Source organism: Phocaeicola intestinalis, from assembly GCF_014837065.1.
Classification (GTDB): Bacteria; Bacteroidota; Bacteroidia; order Bacteroidales; family Bacteroidaceae; genus Phocaeicola; species Phocaeicola intestinalis.
This window is the reverse complement of sequence record NZ_JACSPP010000002.1, coordinates 59497-76405: the sequence shown is the minus strand read 5'-3', so window position 1 is coordinate 76405 and position 16909 is coordinate 59497. Positions and strand designations below refer to the sequence as shown.

Below are 16909 nucleotides of genomic sequence, written 5' to 3'. Positions count from 1 at the left end.
TAAGGGGGATGCCGGAATAGTGTTTGTTTTTATTCCGGCATCCCCTTGTTTGTTTCAGTCTGCCTTTTCTTTGATGATACCGGTGCGGTATCCCACCAGCAGCTTTTTAAGGTCTTCTATCTGAATACTTAATTCTTTTCCTTTGTCGGTGTCTTTCACCATCATCCGCTTGGCACTCATTTCTACGATTTGAGTGGTCGATTTGATGTCAAGTCCTTCTTCGATGGCTCGCTGGGTGGAGGTGAACGGTTCGTGCTGTACCAGTTGGAATCCGCGCGAGTGGTACACCAGGGTATAGCCTGCAATACCTGTTTCAGGCTGGTAGGCTTTCGAGAATCCTCCGTCTATTACCATCAGTTTTCCGTTCGCCTTGATGGGTTTTTCACCTTTTCCGGCTTTTACCGGTACATGTCCGTTGATGATATGCCGGTGTTCGCCTTCCACACCGAACTCGTCCAGGATCATGTCGCAGATATCTTCGCGGTCGCGTAACTGGTAATAATATCCTTTTGTTTCCACGTGCGTTTCCTTGTCTTCGATAAAGTATCGTTCGAAGGTGGCCATTTTGTCTTTGTCGAAGGCGGGTGAGTCTTTTCCGCACCACAGGTACCAGATGTAATCCAGGGCGAATGCCTTTTCTTCGCTTTCGCTTTCATCGAAATAGGCGGTACGTATCAGTTGTCCCACACGTTTTAAGAGAGCCTGTCCTTTGTAGCTTTCACCTAAAATGTCGATTTCTTTCAAGGTACCGTCGGCATTGAGCGGCATGGAAGCGTGGAACAGCAGGTTCGAGTTGCATACGTTGTACATGCATCCGTAGCGGAAGAGGCATTTCATGTGCTTGCGTAGTTTTTCGCTGCTTGTAAATGATTTGTGCAACTTGTCTACCACATCACGTTCCTCGTCGGTCAGCCGGTAGGGGTCTGATGGGTCTACGGTAGGGAAGAAACTATCGCGTAGCAGATATTCTTTGCCGTTAAGTGTGATGGTGTGTTTCTCGAAGTCGATGTGGTGCAGCAACATGCGGTCTTCCATCCTGAATTCCGGGCGGCGGCGGATGATTTCGGCTTCCAGTTTGAACTGGATGATGCTGATAGCCTTGTGCATTTGTGCTATCAGGCGGATGGTTTTTGCACTGTCTGTATTAAGGGTATCGTCAATCTTTGGTTCGAAGAACGAGCAAGGGTCATCGGCATAAGTATCCATGGCGAATGTGGCGAGAGGCAACAGGTTGATGCCATAGCCGTCTTCCAGCACCGAGAGGTTGCCATAACGCATGGCGAGCCGGAGTACATTGGCGATGTTGCAATCGTTTCCCGATGCGGCGCCCATCCACAAGATGTCGTGGTTTCCCCATTGGATGTCGAAGTTGTGATAGTCGCACAGGGTATCCATGATGATGTGCGGACCTGGTCCGCGGTCGAAGATATCGCCCAGGATGTGAAGCGAGTCGATGGTCAGCCGTTGGATAAGGTTGCTCAATGCCACGATGAAGTCATCGGCACGGTGTGTGTCGATGATGGTACTGATGATGACGTTGATGTATGCCTGCTTGTTGGGGTCCATGCTGCTTTCGTGCAACAATTCTTGTATGATGTAGGAAAATTCTTCGGGCAAGGCCTTGCGCACTTTCGAGCGGGTGTATTTCGATGATACATTCTGGCATACCTTTACCAGCTGGTTCAGGGTGATGACGTACCAGTCTTCCAGTTCGGTTTCCACTTCCTTTACCAGTTGCAGTTTCTGTTCGGGATAATAGATAAGTGTGCACAATTCTTTTTTTTCCATTTCGCGCAACGTATTGCCGAAGATTTCGTTCACTTTTCGTTTGATGGCACCCGAAGCATTCCGCAATACGTGTTGGAACGCTTCGTATTCCCCGTGCAAGTCGGCAAGGAAGTGTTCCGTACCTTTGGGAAGGTTCAGAATGGCCTCCAGGTTGATGATTTCGGTGCTGGCAGAGGCTATGGTCGGGAAGTTGTGCGAAAGCAGTTCCAGGTATCGGAGGTCTTGTTGTATCATCTCCGTTGTGATTTGGTTGTAGGATTTCATATCTTCTTCAGGTTAAAAATGATAATCAGCAATTAACAATTAATAATTAATAATTGGCAATTAAAGGAGAACGGGTAAAGCGGTCGCAATTGTTAACTATTAATTGTTAATTATTAATTGTATATATATTCATAAAAACAACATCAGTATCAGTTGGGCGATGATGACACGGGTGAACATCCCCAGCGGATAGACCGTGGCATAGCTCACGGCAGGGTTATCGTTCGGGATGATGTCATTGGCATAGTTCAGTGCCATTGGGTTTGCCATACTTCCACAGAGCATGCCGCAGGTGTTTCCGAAGTCGAGGTGGAAACACCGTAATGCCACCAGTGCCATAATCACTACGGGTACAAAGGTAATAATAAATCCGATACCAACCCATAAAGCACCCTCCGGACGCATCACGGTTTCGAAAAAATGTGCTCCGGCATCCAGTCCAAGGCAGGCAAGATACAGGGAAAGTCCGATGCCACGTAGCATCAGGCTGGCGCTGCGGGTGGTGTAGGTCAGCATGTGCAGGCGTGGGCCATACGAGCCGATGAGGATGCCGGCGACGATTGGTCCTCCTGCCAGTCCCAGCTTGACAGGTGTCGATATGCCCGGGATGGCGATGGGGATGGAGCCGACTATCAGTCCCAGCACGATGCCGATGAAGATAGAAGCCAGATTGGGGTCTTTCAGGGTTTTTACGGTGTTGCCCAATACTTTTTCCACATTCTTGATAGCTGCGGCTTCGCCCACCACGGTCAGGCGGTCGCCCAGTTGTAATACCAGTTCGGGGGTGGCAAGCAGTTGTACACCGCTGCGCAGCACACGGCTGATATTGATGCCATACACGTTGCGCAGGCGGAGCGAACCCAGCTTTTTCCCGTTTATTTCGGGACGGGAAATAACGATGTGTTTCGAGATAAGCTGGCTATCGATGGCATTCCAGTCGATATCCTCCTTGTTCCAGTCCTTCTGTTCTTGTTCGCCGAACAGGATGGTCAGGGCTTCCACGTCTTTTTCGGTGGTCACTACCAGCAGGCGGTCGTTCTCTTGCAGCACTTTGTCGGAAGTGGGAATGCACACCTGTCCGTCGCGCCACAGGCGGGAGATGACAAACTTGGAATAACCCATATGCACCAGTTCGTGGATGCTTTTGCCGAAGATGGCAGGATTGTGTACCTGATAGGTACCGATATAGGTGTGGTTAGGGTCGTCGTGCGGATGCTCTTCCATATCGGAAGGGCGTACGAACAGTTTCCTTACCGCTACGATGGCAAGAATCACTCCTACCACTCCCAGCGGGTAGGTGACGGCACAGCTCAGTGCGGCACCGCTGGTAGGTTCGCCCAGTTGTTTCAATGTTTGTTGTGCAGCTCCCAGTGCCGGTGTGTTTGTGGTGGCTCCGCAAAGGATTCCCACCATGTCCGACATCGAGATGGGGGTGAACAAGGTCAGCACGATTGCCATTATCGTGCCCAGTAAGATGACCCCCAGTCCCAGCAGGTTCAGTTGGCATCCACCCTGGCGTAGGGAACTGAAGAATCCCGGTCCGACCTGCAGCCCCAGTGCATAAACAAATAATACCAGTCCGAAACTTTCGGCATAGTTCAGCATCTGTGGATTGATGGCAAGTCCTGAATGACCGGCAAGGATACCCATGAAAAACACGAATGTCACCCCTAACGAGATGCCGCAAACATGTATTTTCCCCAAGGCAAGCCCTGTGGAGATAATCAGGGAAATGATGATAACCGCCTGTAGGGCAGTCTGCTCAAAAAACAAATCGTATAACCATTCCATTTTGGTCTGTTTTATAGTTGACAAGGTGACTAGGCGACTAGGTACTAGGTGACAAGTTGACTAGGTGACAAGGTTCTGAATAGTTTTGCTAATGGTATCTAGTACCTCGTCACCTAGTACCTCGTCACCTAGTACCTAGTACCTAGTCACCTTAAAGAGATTATCTTACGAATAGCAGTTCACGGTATTTCGGGAGCGTCCACATCTGGTCGTCCACAATCAGTTCCAGCTTGTCGATGTGGTAGCGTATCTGCTCCAGCATGGGGGCGATGGTATCGTGATAGGCGATAGCCTTTTCGCGTTCGCCGGTGATTTTGTTTGCTACTTTGCGGGCTTCCACCATTGCGTCCACGTGCTCCTTGATGTATCCGGTGTGTTCGGCTATCTGTTTGATGATGGCGATGTTTTCGGATGAGAGGCGGGTGGCTTCGTCGGCATCGAAGAGCGACTTCATCTTATAGGCATTGTCTATCAGTTTGGTCTGGTATTCGATGGCGACGGGCACCACGTGGTTCATCACCAGATCGCCCAACACGCGTGCCTCAATCTGTATTTTCTTGGTGTACATTTCCCATTTCACTTCGTTGCGTGCCGCCAGCTCCTTACGGTTCATCACGCCGGTCGATTCGAACATCCGGATGGTTTCCGGTTTCAGGTAATTATCGAAGATGAGCGGGCAGCTGGTTTCGCAATCCAGTCCGCGGCGTGCCGCTTCGGCTTTCCATTCTTCGCTGTAGCCGTTGCCGTCAAAACGGATGGGCTTGCACTCCTTGATGTAGCGGCGCACCACCTCGATGATGGCGGAGATTTTCGGTTCGCCGTCTTCTATCAGTTTGTCTACGTCTTTTTTGAATTGGATGAGCTGCTCTGCCACGGCGGTGTTCAGGGCAATCATTGCGCTGGCACAGTTGGCTTCCGAGCCCGGTGCACGGAATTCGAAGCGGTTGCCGGTGAAGGCAAACGGCGAGGTGCGGTTACGGTCGGTATTGTCGATGAGCAGTTCGGGGATTTGCGGGATATCCAGGCGCATGCTCTGTTTGTCGCCCAGGGCTATCAGGTCGCTGTTGGTACTTTCTTCCAGGTGGTCGAGCACCTTGCTCAGTTGTGTGCCGAGGAAGGAGGAGATGATTGCCGGAGGTGCTTCGTGTGCTCCCAGGCGATGTGCGTTGGTAGCGCTCATGATAGAGGCTTTCAGCAAGCCGTTGTGGTGATATACCGCCATCAGCGTATTGACGATGAAGGTGATGAAGCGCAGGTTTTCTTCGGGAGTTTTGCCCGGAGCCATCAGCAATGTGCCGTTGTCGGCACCCAGCGACCAGTTGTTGTGCTTGCCAGAGCCGTTAATGCCCTTGAAGGGTTTTTCGTGGAGCAGCACGCGGAAACCATGGTTGCGTGCCACTTTGCGCATCAGCGACATAATGAGCATGTTATGGTCTACGGCGAGGTTGCATTCCTCATAGATGGGAGCCAGCTCGAACTGGTTGGGAGCCACCTCGTTGTGGCGGGTCTTGACGGGGATGCCCAGTTCCAGTGCCTGGATTTCGAGGTCTTTCATGAAAGCGGCCACGCGGGGCGGGATGGCACCGAAATAGTGGTCTTCCAGCTGCTGGTTCTTCGAAGCCTCGTGGCCCATCAGGGTGCGGCCGGTCAGCAGCAAGTCAGGGCGTGCGGCATACAGTCCTTCGTCTACCAGGAAGTATTCCTGCTCCCAGCCCAGGTAGGTGATGATTTTTCTCACCGAAGGGTCGAAGTAGTGCATGACATCCAGTGCCGATTTGTTGACCGCCTGTATAGATTTCAGAAGCGGTGCCTTGTAGTCGAGCGACTCGCCCGTATAGGCGATGAAGACGGTGGGGATGCACAAGGTGTCGCCTACCACGAAAACTGGCGACGAGGGGTCCCAGGCGCTATATCCGCGGGCTTCGAACGTGTTACGCACGCCTCCGTTGGGGAACGATGAGCCGTCGGCTTCCTGCTGTACCAGTAGTTTGCCCGAAAATTCTTCCAGCATGCCGCCTTTGCCGTCGTGTTCCACGAAGGCGTCGTGCTTTTCCGCCGTACCTTCGGTCAGGGGCTGGAACCAGTGCGTGTAGTGGGTGACACCCAGCTCGATGGCCCATTTCTTCATTCCTGCCGCCACCTCGTCGGCGATGCTGCGGTCGAGCGCCGCACCGTTGTCGATGACGTCTGTCAGTTTGGCATACACCTTGCTGGGCAGGTACTTGAACATCTTTTCACGGTTGAACACGTATTTGCCGAAATATTCGCTGGGGCGTTCCGATGGAGGGACCACTTCGACCGGCTTTTTATGAAAAGCTTTTTCTACTACTCTGAATCTTAGTTTTGACATAATAATTACCTCTGTTGTTTCTTGTTTATGTTCTGTTTGATGAAATTCCGGTTACAGGCATCTGCACAGGCGTTGCATCGCCTCTTGGATGCGTTCTTTTTCGCCGAAGGCGGTCAGTCTCAGGTAGCCTTCCCCGCTTGGGCCGAAACCTACCCCCGGAGTGGTCACCACCTGCGCTTCGTACAGTAGTTTTTCGAAGAACTTCCACGATGACATTCCGTCGGGAGCTTTGACCCACAGGTAGGGCGCGTCTTCGCCTCCGGTGTTTTTCAGCCCGATGCTGGTAAGTGCATGCTTCATGATGCGGGCGTTGTTCATGTAATATTGGATATGGGCTTTTACCTGTTCTTTTCCTTCGGGGGTATAGATGGCTTCCGCTCCACGCTGGGTGATGTAGGAGGTGCCGTTGAATACCGTTTCCTGGTGCCGTTTCCACAGGGGGCCCAGGGGGATGCGTTTCCCTGCCAGTGTGCCTCCGGTCACTTCTTTCGGGATAACCGTGTAGCCACATCTCACACCTGTAAAACCGGCTGTTTTCGAAAAGCTGCGCATCTCGATAGCTACTTTGCGTGCTCCCTTTATCTCATAGATGGAGTGAGGGATGCCGGCGTGTTGGATATAGGCTTCGTAGGCACCGTCGAAGATGATGAGGGTATCGTTTTCGAGGGCGTAGTTCACCCATTTTTTCAGTTCGGATTTGTCCAGCACGGTACCGGTAGGGTTGTTCGGGTAGCATAAGTAAATAATATCGACACGATGGTCGGGGATGGGAGGGATGAAATTGTTTTCTGGCAGGCAGGGCATATAAATTACATTGCTCCATTTCCCTCCCGCCAAAAGCTCGCCTGCGCGTCCGCACGATACGTTCGAGTCGATGTAGGCAGGATAGATAGGGTCGGTCACTCCGATGCTGTTGTCGTGGCGAAGGATGTCGCCGATGTGTCCTGTGTCGCTTTTGCTCCCGTCGCTCACAAAGATTTCGCTGCGTTCCAGATGCACGCCGCGTGGCGCATAATCGTGTTTGATGATGGCATCGATAAGGAACGGGTATCCTTCTTCGGGCCCGTAGCCGCGGAAGGTGGCGGCGTGTGCCAGTTCGTCGACAGCGCGGTGCATTGCCTCGGTGCACGCCTGTGGAAGGGGCAGGGTGACATCTCCTGTACCCAGCCGGATAAGGTCGGCTTTGGGATGGGTCACCTTGAACAAGTTGACTTTCTTTTCCAGGTCGGAGAAGAAGTAGTTGTTCGGCAATTTCAGGAAATGTTCGTTTACCAGTGCCATATTCGATATGTGTTGAAGTTTATGCGTTAGTCTGTTTCCGGTGCAAAGGTACGAAAATTTGCCGGTATTGCAGGGTAAAGAGGACTTCTTTTTTTATATCCCGCACGGCTCTTTCATTTAAAACAGCTTCTAAGTCATTTAAAGTGTGAGCTGCGAAAATCTGCGTTTCAAAATCGCAAAATCGTATATTGTAAATCGTAAATTGTAAATCGCCAAATCGTAAATTCAAATCGTCCGCAGCTCCCAGAACGCTACGGCGGATGCTGCCGCCACGTTGAGCGAGTCCACCCCGTGCGCCATCGGGATGCGCACCGTGTAGTCGGCTTCGGCGATGGTGGCGTGCGGAAGCCCGTCGCCTTCGGTGCCCATCACCAGTGCCAGCCGCGGCTCTTGCTTGAGGGCAGGCGTGTCGAGCGGGACGGAGTCGTCCGAGAGTGCCAGGGCGGCGGTGCGGAAGCCCAGGCGGTGCAGGGCGGCGAGGGGAGCATCGGCCCACGTCCACGGAATGAGGAACACCGAACCCATCGAGACACGCACGGCACGGCGGTTCAGCGGGTCGCACGAGTCGGGGGTGAGCAGCACCCCGTCGATGCCCAATGCGGCGGCAGAGCGGAAGATGGCACCGATGTTGGTCGTGTCGGTCACCCCGTGAATCACCACGATGCGCCGTGCCCCGCCGCATACTTCTTCCACGCTTTTCACCGGCGGCCGGCGCATGGCGCAGAGTACGCCGCGTGTCAGGGTATAGCCCGTAAGCCGGGCGAGCAGCTCGCGTCCGCCGGTGTAGACGGGTATGTCCGGGCATCGGGCAAGGATGTCGGCGGCGTCGCCCGCGAGGTGCTTCCGCTCGCACAGCAGCGCCAGCGGCTCGTAGCCCGCGTCCAGCGCCACGCGGATTACTTTCGGGCTTTCGGCGATGAACACGCCCTTCTCCGGTTCCAGCCGGTTGCGCAGTTGGGCCTCGGTCAGTGCGCCGAACAGCTCCACCCCCGGCTGCTCCAGCGACGTGATTTCGATGATTCGTTCCTTTTCCATAATTTGTTTTTTGTGTAGGCAATTCAAAACTTGTCAACTGGTACCTTGTTACCTATAAAAAGCCTTGTTGCCTATAATGTTCCTCCCTCTCTCCTCTGCAAAGGTAAGAAATCTTTTCCATGTGGCAATGGATTTGGAACAGGTGGGCGTAAAAATCTGTTAACTGATTATCGTTTTTCTATCTATATTGCTGAAAATGAGAATTATATAAGATGTGAAAATGTTATTTCTATGCTTGTATTATCGTGACAATGACAAATGACAAATGACAATTAACAAAGTGATGTAACGCACCACGAAGAAGAAAAGAGAATTGTAAATTAAATTATATTATATATATAATAATATATATATAATATAATTTATAATGTCGCTCACCTGCTATTAAGGCATTTTCCGGAAAAAGTTAATTGTCATTTGTCATTTGTCATTGTCATCATTATGCTTATATCTTGCATATATCACGCATCTATATGCAAATTCCGGTATATATAGCTCCGCGCGCCCATGCAAATAGTTGCATCTCAGCGGTTTAAACACAGCTTGGCAAAAAATAATTGCCGATTGTCAATTTTCCATTGTCCATTGCCTAATATCCATTGCCAATTGAAAAATTTTTCGTATCTTTGTGGAGTGAATCCTCCACCCACTATTTCCCTCTCCATACCGGCATACGTGCCGTGGGGTGTCATTTCGATTTACACCCCTCCCGCGCAAGGAGATGATGTGGTTTGAAACCACTTCGTCTCTGAGACGAGGTAATTTCAAATTACCCTGTCCCGTGGGATGACCTTGGTTGAAACAAGGTTGTCTATGCGTGGGCTTTCCCTACCCACCCTCCGGCAAGTGCCGCGGCAATGCCTGCCGCCACGCTGGCAAGGGTGTAGAGCGCGAAGGCGGCGTAATGCCCCTGGCGGAGCAGCGTCAGGCTCTCTTGGCTGAAGGTGGAGAAGGTGGTGAACCCTCCGCAAAGCCCCGTGGTGAGGAAAAGCCGTGTCTCGTCGGAGAAGCCGAAGCGGGCGGAGAGGGCGTAGAACAGCCCGATGAGGAAGCTTCCCGCCACGTTGACGCCGAGCGTAGCCCACGGGAAGAAAAGGGGAGGGATGCGCCCGTTCATCACCGCCTGCACCCCGAAGCGCATTACGCTCCCGATGCCGCCTCCCAAAAATATGGTTATCAATGCGTTGGACATGTTGTTTATTTACGGTTTTATTATTTACGGTTTTTTTGAAACGCGGATTCACGCGGATTTCCGCAGATTGTATTTTTTATTCATGTAGGGATGTTTGCGTGAATCTGCGTTCCGGCATCCGTTTTCGGGGCGCAAAGGTACAAAAATATAGGCCTTTTTCCGGTGGATTTGAATGAAAAAAGCGGCGCAAATGAAAATAGTCTGCGGAAATCCGCGTGAATCTGCGTTTCAGAAAATAGGTTTCCGCATCTTCTTGTGCACCGTAAAAACCGAATATTTTCGTTGATGTCCTTAAAATTTGTATGGTTTTTCATAGATTTATTGTAACTTTGCGCATCAAAAACAAGGAAAACATCAAAACATACTTAATATGAATATTTCGTATAACTGGCTAAAAGAATACGTCAACTTCGACTTGACCCCCGAACAGGTGGCGGCGGCGCTTACCTCTATCGGGCTGGAAACAGGCGAAGTGGAAGAAGTCCAGTCGATTAAAGGAGGGCTGGAAGGCTTGGTCATCGGAAAAGTGCTGACCTGCGAGCCGCATCCCAATTCCGACCACATGCACATTACGACGGTCGACTTGGGGCAGGGCGACCCCGTGCAGATTGTATGCGGGGCGTCGAACGTAGCCGCAGGGCAAAAGGTGGTGGTAGCTACCTTGGGCACCAAGCTGTATGACGGAGACGAGTGTTTCACCATAAAGAAATCGAAACTCCGGGGCGTGGAATCGAACGGCATGATTTGTGCCGAAGACGAAATCGGCATCGGAACCAGCCACGAGGGCATTATCGTGCTGCCCGATGACGTGGAGCCGGGCACGCTTGCCAAGGATTACTACAACGTGAAGAGCGACTACGTGCTGGAGGTGGACATCACGCCCAACCGCGCGGATGCCTGCTCGCACTACGGCGTGGCGCGCGACCTGTACGCCTGGCTCGTGCAGAACGGGCATGAGGCGGAACTGAAACGCCCTTCGGTAGAGGCGTTTGCGGTAGACAATCACGACCTGGACATCGACGTGGTGGTAGAGAACACCGAGGCTTGCCCGCGCTATGCCGGCGTGGTGGTAAAGAACGTCACGGTGAAGGAAAGCCCCGAATGGCTCCAGGCGAAGCTGAAAGCCATCGGCTTGCGTCCGATTAACAACATTGTGGACATCACCAACTACATCCTGCACGCTTACGGCCAGCCGATGCACTGCTTCGACGCCGACAAGATAAAGGGTGGCAAGATTGTGGTGAAGACCGTGGCGGAAGGCGCTCCGTTTGTGACGCTGGACGGCGTGGAACACAAGCTTTCGGACCGCGACCTGATGATATGCAACGCCGAAGAGCCGATGTGTATCGCGGGCGTGTTCGGCGGACTCGATTCGGGCACTACCGAAGAGACCCGCAACGTGTTCTTCGAAAGCGCTTATTTCCATCCTACGTGGGTGCGCAAGACCGCACGCCGCCAAGGGCTGAGCACCGATTCTTCGTTCCGTTTCGAACGGGGCATCGACCCGAACGGCGTGATTTATGCCCTGAAAGAGGCGGCTATCCTGGCGAAAGAGCTTGCGGGAGGTGAAATCGCTTGTGAAATCAAGGATAACTATCCCAGCCCGATAGCCGGCTTCCCGGTAGAGCTTTCGTATGCGTATGTCCGTTCGCTGATTGGCAAGGAAATCCCTGCCGGGGTGATAAAGCGCATCGTTTCGAGCCTGGAAATGGAAATCACGGGCGAGACCGGAGAAGGGCTTTCGCTGGTGGTGCCTCCTTACCGTGTGGACGTGCAGCGTCCGTGCGACGTGGTGGAGGACATCCTGCGCATCTACGGATACAACAATGTGGAAATCCCCACTTCGGTAAAGGCGTGCCTGAGCGTGGAAGGAGCCGAAGACAAGTCGGTGAAGCTCCAGAACCTCGTGTCGGAGCAGCTGGTGGGATGCGGGTTCAACGAAATCCTGAACAACTCGCTCACCTCCGCTTCGTATTACGAAGGGCTGGAAACGTATAAGCCCGAAAACCTGGTGCGGCTGATGAATCCGTTGAGCAACGACCTGAACGTATTGCGCGGCACCCTTCTGTTCGGCGGGCTGGAAAGCATCGAGCACAACGCCAACCGCAAGAATGCCGACCTGAAGTTCTTCGAGTTCGGCAATTGCTATCATTATAATGCCGGAAAGCGGAACCCTGAAAAAGCGCTCGCGCCTTACTCCGAAGAACTGCACATGGGCTTGTGGGTGACCGGCAAGCGGGTAAGCAACTCGTGGGCGCACGCCGATGAGGACTCGTCGGTGTACGAGCTGAAGGCATACGTGCTGAACATCCTGCGCCGTCTGGGCGTGAACTTCGGCGCGCTGGTGTTCGGCACCTTGAGCGATGACATCTATGCCGCCGCCCTGTCGGTGCATACCCGTGGCGGAAAGTTGCTGGCTACGCTCGGCATCCTGCACAAGAAGCTCCTGAAGATGTTCGATATCGAGAACGAAGTGTATTATGCCGACCTGAACTGGAGGGAGCTGATGAAGGCGGTCAAGAACAACGCGGTGACTTACAAGGACATTTCCAAGTATCCTGCCGTGAAGCGCGACCTGGCGCTCTTGCTCGACAAGCAGGTGCAATTTGCCGAAATCGAGAAAATCGCCTACGAGACCGACAAGAAGCTCTTGAAGCGCGTAGAGCTTTTCGATGTGTACGAAGGCAAGAACCTCGAAGCCGGAAAGAAGAGTTACGCGGTGAGCTTCACCCTGCAGGACGAAAACGCCACGCTGAACGACAAGCAGATAGACAAGCTGATGAACAAGCTGGTGCAGAACCTGGAAACAAAACTGGGAGCGAAATTGAGATAAATTTTTTAGGTAACAAGTTGACAAGGTGACAAGGTTCTGAATACTTATACTTCTCGCGCATTAATTTGTGCATTTTGTATATGCCATGTAGTAGAGACGATGTGCACATCGTCTCTACAGAAACGGTACGAAATGTTCAAGGAAGTGTACAAATTCATACCGTGCAGGGTATAGAACTATCTAAACCCAGTCCCCTAGTCCCTAGTTACCTAGTCCCTTAAAAAAACAACAACATTTAAAATATATAATCCAATGGGAAGAGCGTTTGAATATAGAAAAGCTACAAAACTGAAAAGATGGGGCCACATGGCCAAAACATTTACTCGTCTGGGAAAACAAATCGCCATTGCCGTAAAGGCGGGCGGACCGGAACCCGAAAACAACCCGACCTTGCGTTCGGTCATCGCTACCTGCAAGCGTGAGAACATGCCGAAAGACAACATCGAGCGTGCCATCAAAAACGCGATGGGCAAGGACCAGAGCGAGTACAAGGGAATGACTTACGAAGGATACGGCCCGCACGGGGTGGCTATCTTCGTCGATACGTTGACCGACAATACGACCCGTACCGTTGCCGATGTGCGTTCGGTATTCAACAAGTTCGGCGGAAACTTGGGTACGACCGGTTCGCTGGCTTTCTTGTTCGACCACAAGTGTGTGTTCACTTTCAAGAAGAAAGACGGGCTGGATATGGAAGAACTGATTCTCGACCTCATCGATTACGATGTAGACGATGAATACGATGAAGACCCCGAAGAAGGCACTATCACGATTTATGGTGACCCGAAGAGCTATGCTGCCATCCAGAAGCATTTGGAAGAGTGCGGGTTCGAGGATGTAGGAGGTGAATTTACTTATATTCCGAACGACCTGAAGGATGTGACTCCCGAACAGCGCGAAACCATCAACAAAATGGTGGAACGCCTGGAAGAGTTCGACGATGTGCAGACGGTATATACCAATATGAAGCCCGAAGAAGAATGATTTTTTTTCACCACAGATTACACGGATTGTTTAATTAGTAGATGTTGAGAATTAGTTGATATAATGTGTCGGCTCAGAAACGCAGATTAACGCAGATTTTCGCGGATTATTATTCTAATATTTGTTCTTAATCTGCGCTAATCTGCGGAAATCTGTGTTTCTGATAATATCATTTAATTTTGCACACTTACTTAGAATAATCTTTATTAGGAGAAGCTGGATTATGAGAATTGATTATCAGACGGAGGGCACTTGCAGTACGCGCATCGAGGTAGAAGTGGAAGACGGAATCGTGAAAGACGTGCGCTATACCGGGGGATGCAACGGCAATCTGCAAGGCATCAGTGCTCTGGTGAAAGGGATGCCCGTGAGCGAAGTGATAGCCCGGCTGGAAGGTATCCGGTGCGGTTCGAAACCCACTTCATGTCCCGACCAGTTGTGCAAGGCGTTGCGTACGGTAAAAGCATAGTTGTATGAACGTGCTGATACTCAATGCCAGTCCCCGCCCGAAGGGGAACATATCCCGTATGTTGGGCGCGATGGAAGAAGAAGCCGTAAAGGCAGGGATGCAGGTCATGTCGGTCCGTGTTTCCGATTTGCATGTCGTGCCTTGTAAGGGATGCATGGTGTGTCGCACAAAGCAGGCATGCGTACTGCCTGAAGACGATGCCCAGCGTGTGCTCCAGCTCATCGGAGCATGCGATGTACTGGTTATCGGGGCTCCTTGCTATTGGGGCAATATGCCAGGTACGCTGAAGGTGTTGTTCGACCGGCTGGTGTATGGGATGATGGGCGAGAGTCTGCAAGGTATTCCCCAGCCTTTGCACAAGGGTAAACGGGCTATGCTGCTCAGCACGTGCACCACTCCTTTTCCATTTAATGTTTTTTTCCGCCAGAGCCGTGGCACCATTCGTGCATTGCGCGAAATCCTCCGTTGGAGTGGCTTTAAGATCAGCGCCACGCTCGAAGTGGGAGGCACCAAAAAACATCCTGTAAGCGGGAAAACATTGGAACGTTGCCGCCGGATGATCCGGAAGTTATAAATAGAATGAATGCCGGCATTTAGCCGGCAAGGAGTAAAAAGGGAGTTATTTCAAGAAGTTAAAAGGAGTTAGAAGCCAATACTTTTGTTCATGGAAGCCCTGGCAGGACTATTTGCCTTTAACTCCTGCCGAAGGCATACCTCCTTCTAACTTCTTCTATCTACTGTATATGATGAATAAGAAAATGAAGAAACAATGGTGGGTGAACCTGTCTTTGTGGATTATCGCATGCACATTCCTGCTTTCGGCTTGCGGTGGAAGGCGGTATATGCAAGCGCAGCTATCCGAGGAAGGCGATACCTTGCAGATGGCATACGCGCGCTATCTTACCGTTGTGAAGCATGAGATGTTTACGCAAGTTACGGTGCGCAATCCTTGGGATTCTACGCGTATCCTGCACACCTATCTGCTGGTGGACAAGCATCGGGTATTGCCCGAAGGATTGCCCGAGGGCACGGTGGTGCGTATTCCTTTAGAGCGGATGCTGGTTTATTCGTCGGTGCATTGCAGCTTGTTCGGAGAATTGCAGGCACTGGATGCGGTGAGTGGAGTGTGCGACTTGTCGTATATCCGTATGCCTCAAATTCATGAGCGTGTGCGTGCCGGCAGGGTGGCGGATGTAGGGAGCAGTATGAGTCCCGACGTTGAGCGGGTTATTGCCTTGCATCCCGACGGTATCTTGCTTTCACCTTTCGAGAATGGTTCATACGGGCGTATCGGGCAACTGGATGTCCCGTTGATAGAATGTGCCGACTATATGGAGACCTCACCGTTGGGACGTGCCGAATGGATGCGTTTTTATGGGATGCTGGTGGGGAAGGAGCAGGAAGCCGATTCTTTGTTTTCACAGGTAGAGCGGGAGTATGAGGCTTTGCGGCGGTCGGTGGAACAGGTGGAAGAGAAGCCTCTGGTGTTTGCCGAGTTGAAGCAAGGCTCGGCATGGTATGTGCCGGGAGGCAAGAGTACGACCGGTCAGCTCTATGCCGATGCCGGTGCGCGTTATGTATTCGGCTATATCAGCGAGAGTGGTTCGGTACCCTTGTCGTTCGAAACCGTGTACGACCGTGCCCGCCATGCTGATTTCTGGCTCATTAAGTATAACCAGTCGCACGACAAGACCTATGCCGGGCTGGAGCAGGACTATCGGCCATACACGGGTTTTGATGCGTTCCGCCGGAAGACGGTTTACGGATGCAATACCGGGCGCATACCGTATTATGAAGAGTCTCCTTTCCATCCCGAATATGTGCTGAAAGACCTGATAGCCGTTTTTCATCCCGGCTTGTTTCCGGATTACCAACCGCGTTATTTCACGCCCCTTGAATAAACGTATGAAGAAGAGCACTCTCTATGTCGTGTTACTTGCCGCATCGGTGTTGGCGTTGGCGGTGGCATCCGTTTATGTAGGTTCGGTCCCGATTCCTTCCTCTGCCGTTACCTCTATCCTGCTGGGGGATACTTCTGCCGATGCAGGGTGGAGTTTTATCGTATGGGAGTCGCGTGTGCCTCAATGTATCACCGCTTTGCTTTGTGGTGCCGCATTGGCGGTATCTGGATTGATTTTGCAGACCGTGTTCAATAATCCGCTTGCCGATTCATCGGTCTTGGGCATCAGTTCCGGAGCCAGTTTGGGGGTAGCATTGGTATTGTTGGCAGGCGGCGGGAGTATTGTGGCAGGTCAGTTTGTGCTTTCGGGTTTTCTTTCGATGGTGGCGGGTGCTTTTGTGGGGGCAATGGTGGTGATGTCGGCTGTACTTTTTCTTTCGGTGCTGGTGCGTAGCAATGTGATGTTGCTCATCGCAGGCATAATGATAGGCTATCTGGCATCGTCTGCCATTTCTTTGCTGAATTTCTTTGCTACCGATGAAGGGGTGCATTCTTTTGTTATTTGGGGATTGGGAAGTTTTGGCGGTGTGTCTTCGGTCCAGTTGCCCGCTTTTTCGTTCATAGCCCTTATGGGCTTGCTGGCCGCCTTGTTGATGGTGAAACCCTTGAATGCATTGTTGTTAGGTCCCCGTTATGCTGAAAATTTAGGTATTCGTGTACGCCGTGTCCGGGGTATATTACTGGTGATAGCCGGTTTGCTTACGGCGGTGGTCACGGCATTTTGCGGTCCTATCGCTTTCATCGGGCTTGCCGTTCCTCATGTGGCGCGTATGTTATTGGGTACGTCTAATCACCGCTCTCTTCTTCCTGTGACCTTGCTGGCGGGATGTGCCGTGGCGCTTTTGTGCAACTTGCTTTGCCTTTTGCCTGGCGAGCGTGGCATTCTTCCTTTGGGTGCCGTCACTCCTGTGCTGGGTGCGCCTGTCATTCTTTATGTCTTGGTTCGTTGGCGTAAAGGCTAG

Annotated in this window: 12 protein-coding genes; 6 read left to right on the top strand and 6 right to left on the bottom strand. The window is 51.9% G+C overall.

Annotation, left to right across the window (positions count from 1 at the left end):
• Window positions 1–54: 54 nt before the first annotated feature.
• The 6 genes from H9625_RS00960 to crcB all read right to left on the bottom strand — a co-directional run bounded on the left by H9625_RS00960 (window position 55) and on the right by crcB (window position 9701).
• The gene (locus tag H9625_RS00960) at window positions 55–2052 is read right to left on the bottom strand and encodes a fructose-1,6-bisphosphatase (protein WP_087211328.1); all 1998 of its coding nucleotides are present in this window, start codon (window positions 2050–2052) and stop codon (window positions 55–57) included.
• Between the two features lie 129 nt (window positions 2053–2181).
• Complete coding sequence (locus H9625_RS00955) at window positions 2182–3843, bottom strand: putative transporter (protein ID WP_022038937.1); 1662 nt, start codon at window positions 3841–3843, stop codon at window positions 2182–2184.
• A gap of 160 nt (window positions 3844–4003) precedes the next feature.
• On the bottom strand, window positions 4004–6193 hold the full coding sequence (locus H9625_RS00950) for a glutamine synthetase III family protein (RefSeq protein WP_022038936.1): 2190 nt from the start codon (window positions 6191–6193) through the stop codon (window positions 4004–4006).
• Between the two features lie 51 nt (window positions 6194–6244).
• Window positions 6245–7474 (bottom strand): LL-diaminopimelate aminotransferase, encoded by a 1230-nt coding sequence (locus H9625_RS00945; RefSeq protein ID WP_022038935.1) that lies wholly within the window; start codon window positions 7472–7474, stop codon window positions 6245–6247.
• A 225-nt stretch (window positions 7475–7699) separates the two neighbouring features.
• Window positions 7700–8509: a TrmH family RNA methyltransferase gene (locus H9625_RS00940; protein ID WP_087213089.1), complete on the bottom strand. Its 810-nt coding sequence runs from the start codon at window positions 8507–8509 to the stop codon at window positions 7700–7702.
• Window positions 8510–9320: 811 nt separating this feature from the next.
• Complete coding sequence (crcB, locus tag H9625_RS00935) at window positions 9321–9701, bottom strand: fluoride efflux transporter CrcB (protein WP_191762759.1); 381 nt, start codon at window positions 9699–9701, stop codon at window positions 9321–9323.
• A gap of 370 nt (window positions 9702–10071) precedes the next feature.
• Here crcB and pheT point away from each other — a divergent pair, with 370 nt between their 5' ends.
• From pheT to H9625_RS00905, 6 genes are all read left to right on the top strand, one after another.
• Window positions 10072–12534: a phenylalanine--tRNA ligase subunit beta gene (pheT, locus tag H9625_RS00930; protein WP_191762758.1), complete on the top strand. Its 2463-nt coding sequence runs from the start codon at window positions 10072–10074 to the stop codon at window positions 12532–12534.
• A gap of 252 nt (window positions 12535–12786) precedes the next feature.
• A complete protein-coding gene (locus H9625_RS00925; RefSeq protein ID WP_022039352.1) occupies window positions 12787–13518 on the top strand; it encodes a YebC/PmpR family DNA-binding transcriptional regulator in 732 nt (243 codons plus the stop codon).
• Between the two features lie 223 nt (window positions 13519–13741).
• Entirely contained in the window at window positions 13742–13987 is a 246-nt protein-coding gene (locus tag H9625_RS00920; protein ID WP_022039351.1) for a TIGR03905 family TSCPD domain-containing protein, read from the top strand.
• Between the two features lie 4 nt (window positions 13988–13991).
• Window positions 13992–14561 (top strand): flavodoxin family protein, encoded by a 570-nt coding sequence (locus tag H9625_RS00915; protein WP_087247418.1) that lies wholly within the window; start codon window positions 13992–13994, stop codon window positions 14559–14561.
• A gap of 184 nt (window positions 14562–14745) precedes the next feature.
• The gene (locus tag H9625_RS00910; RefSeq protein WP_087247484.1) at window positions 14746–15888 is read left to right on the top strand and encodes an ABC transporter substrate-binding protein; all 1143 of its coding nucleotides are present in this window, start codon (window positions 14746–14748) and stop codon (window positions 15886–15888) included.
• Window positions 15889–15892: 4 nt separating this feature from the next.
• Entirely contained in the window at window positions 15893–16909 is a 1017-nt protein-coding gene (locus H9625_RS00905; protein ID WP_022039348.1) for an iron ABC transporter permease, read from the top strand.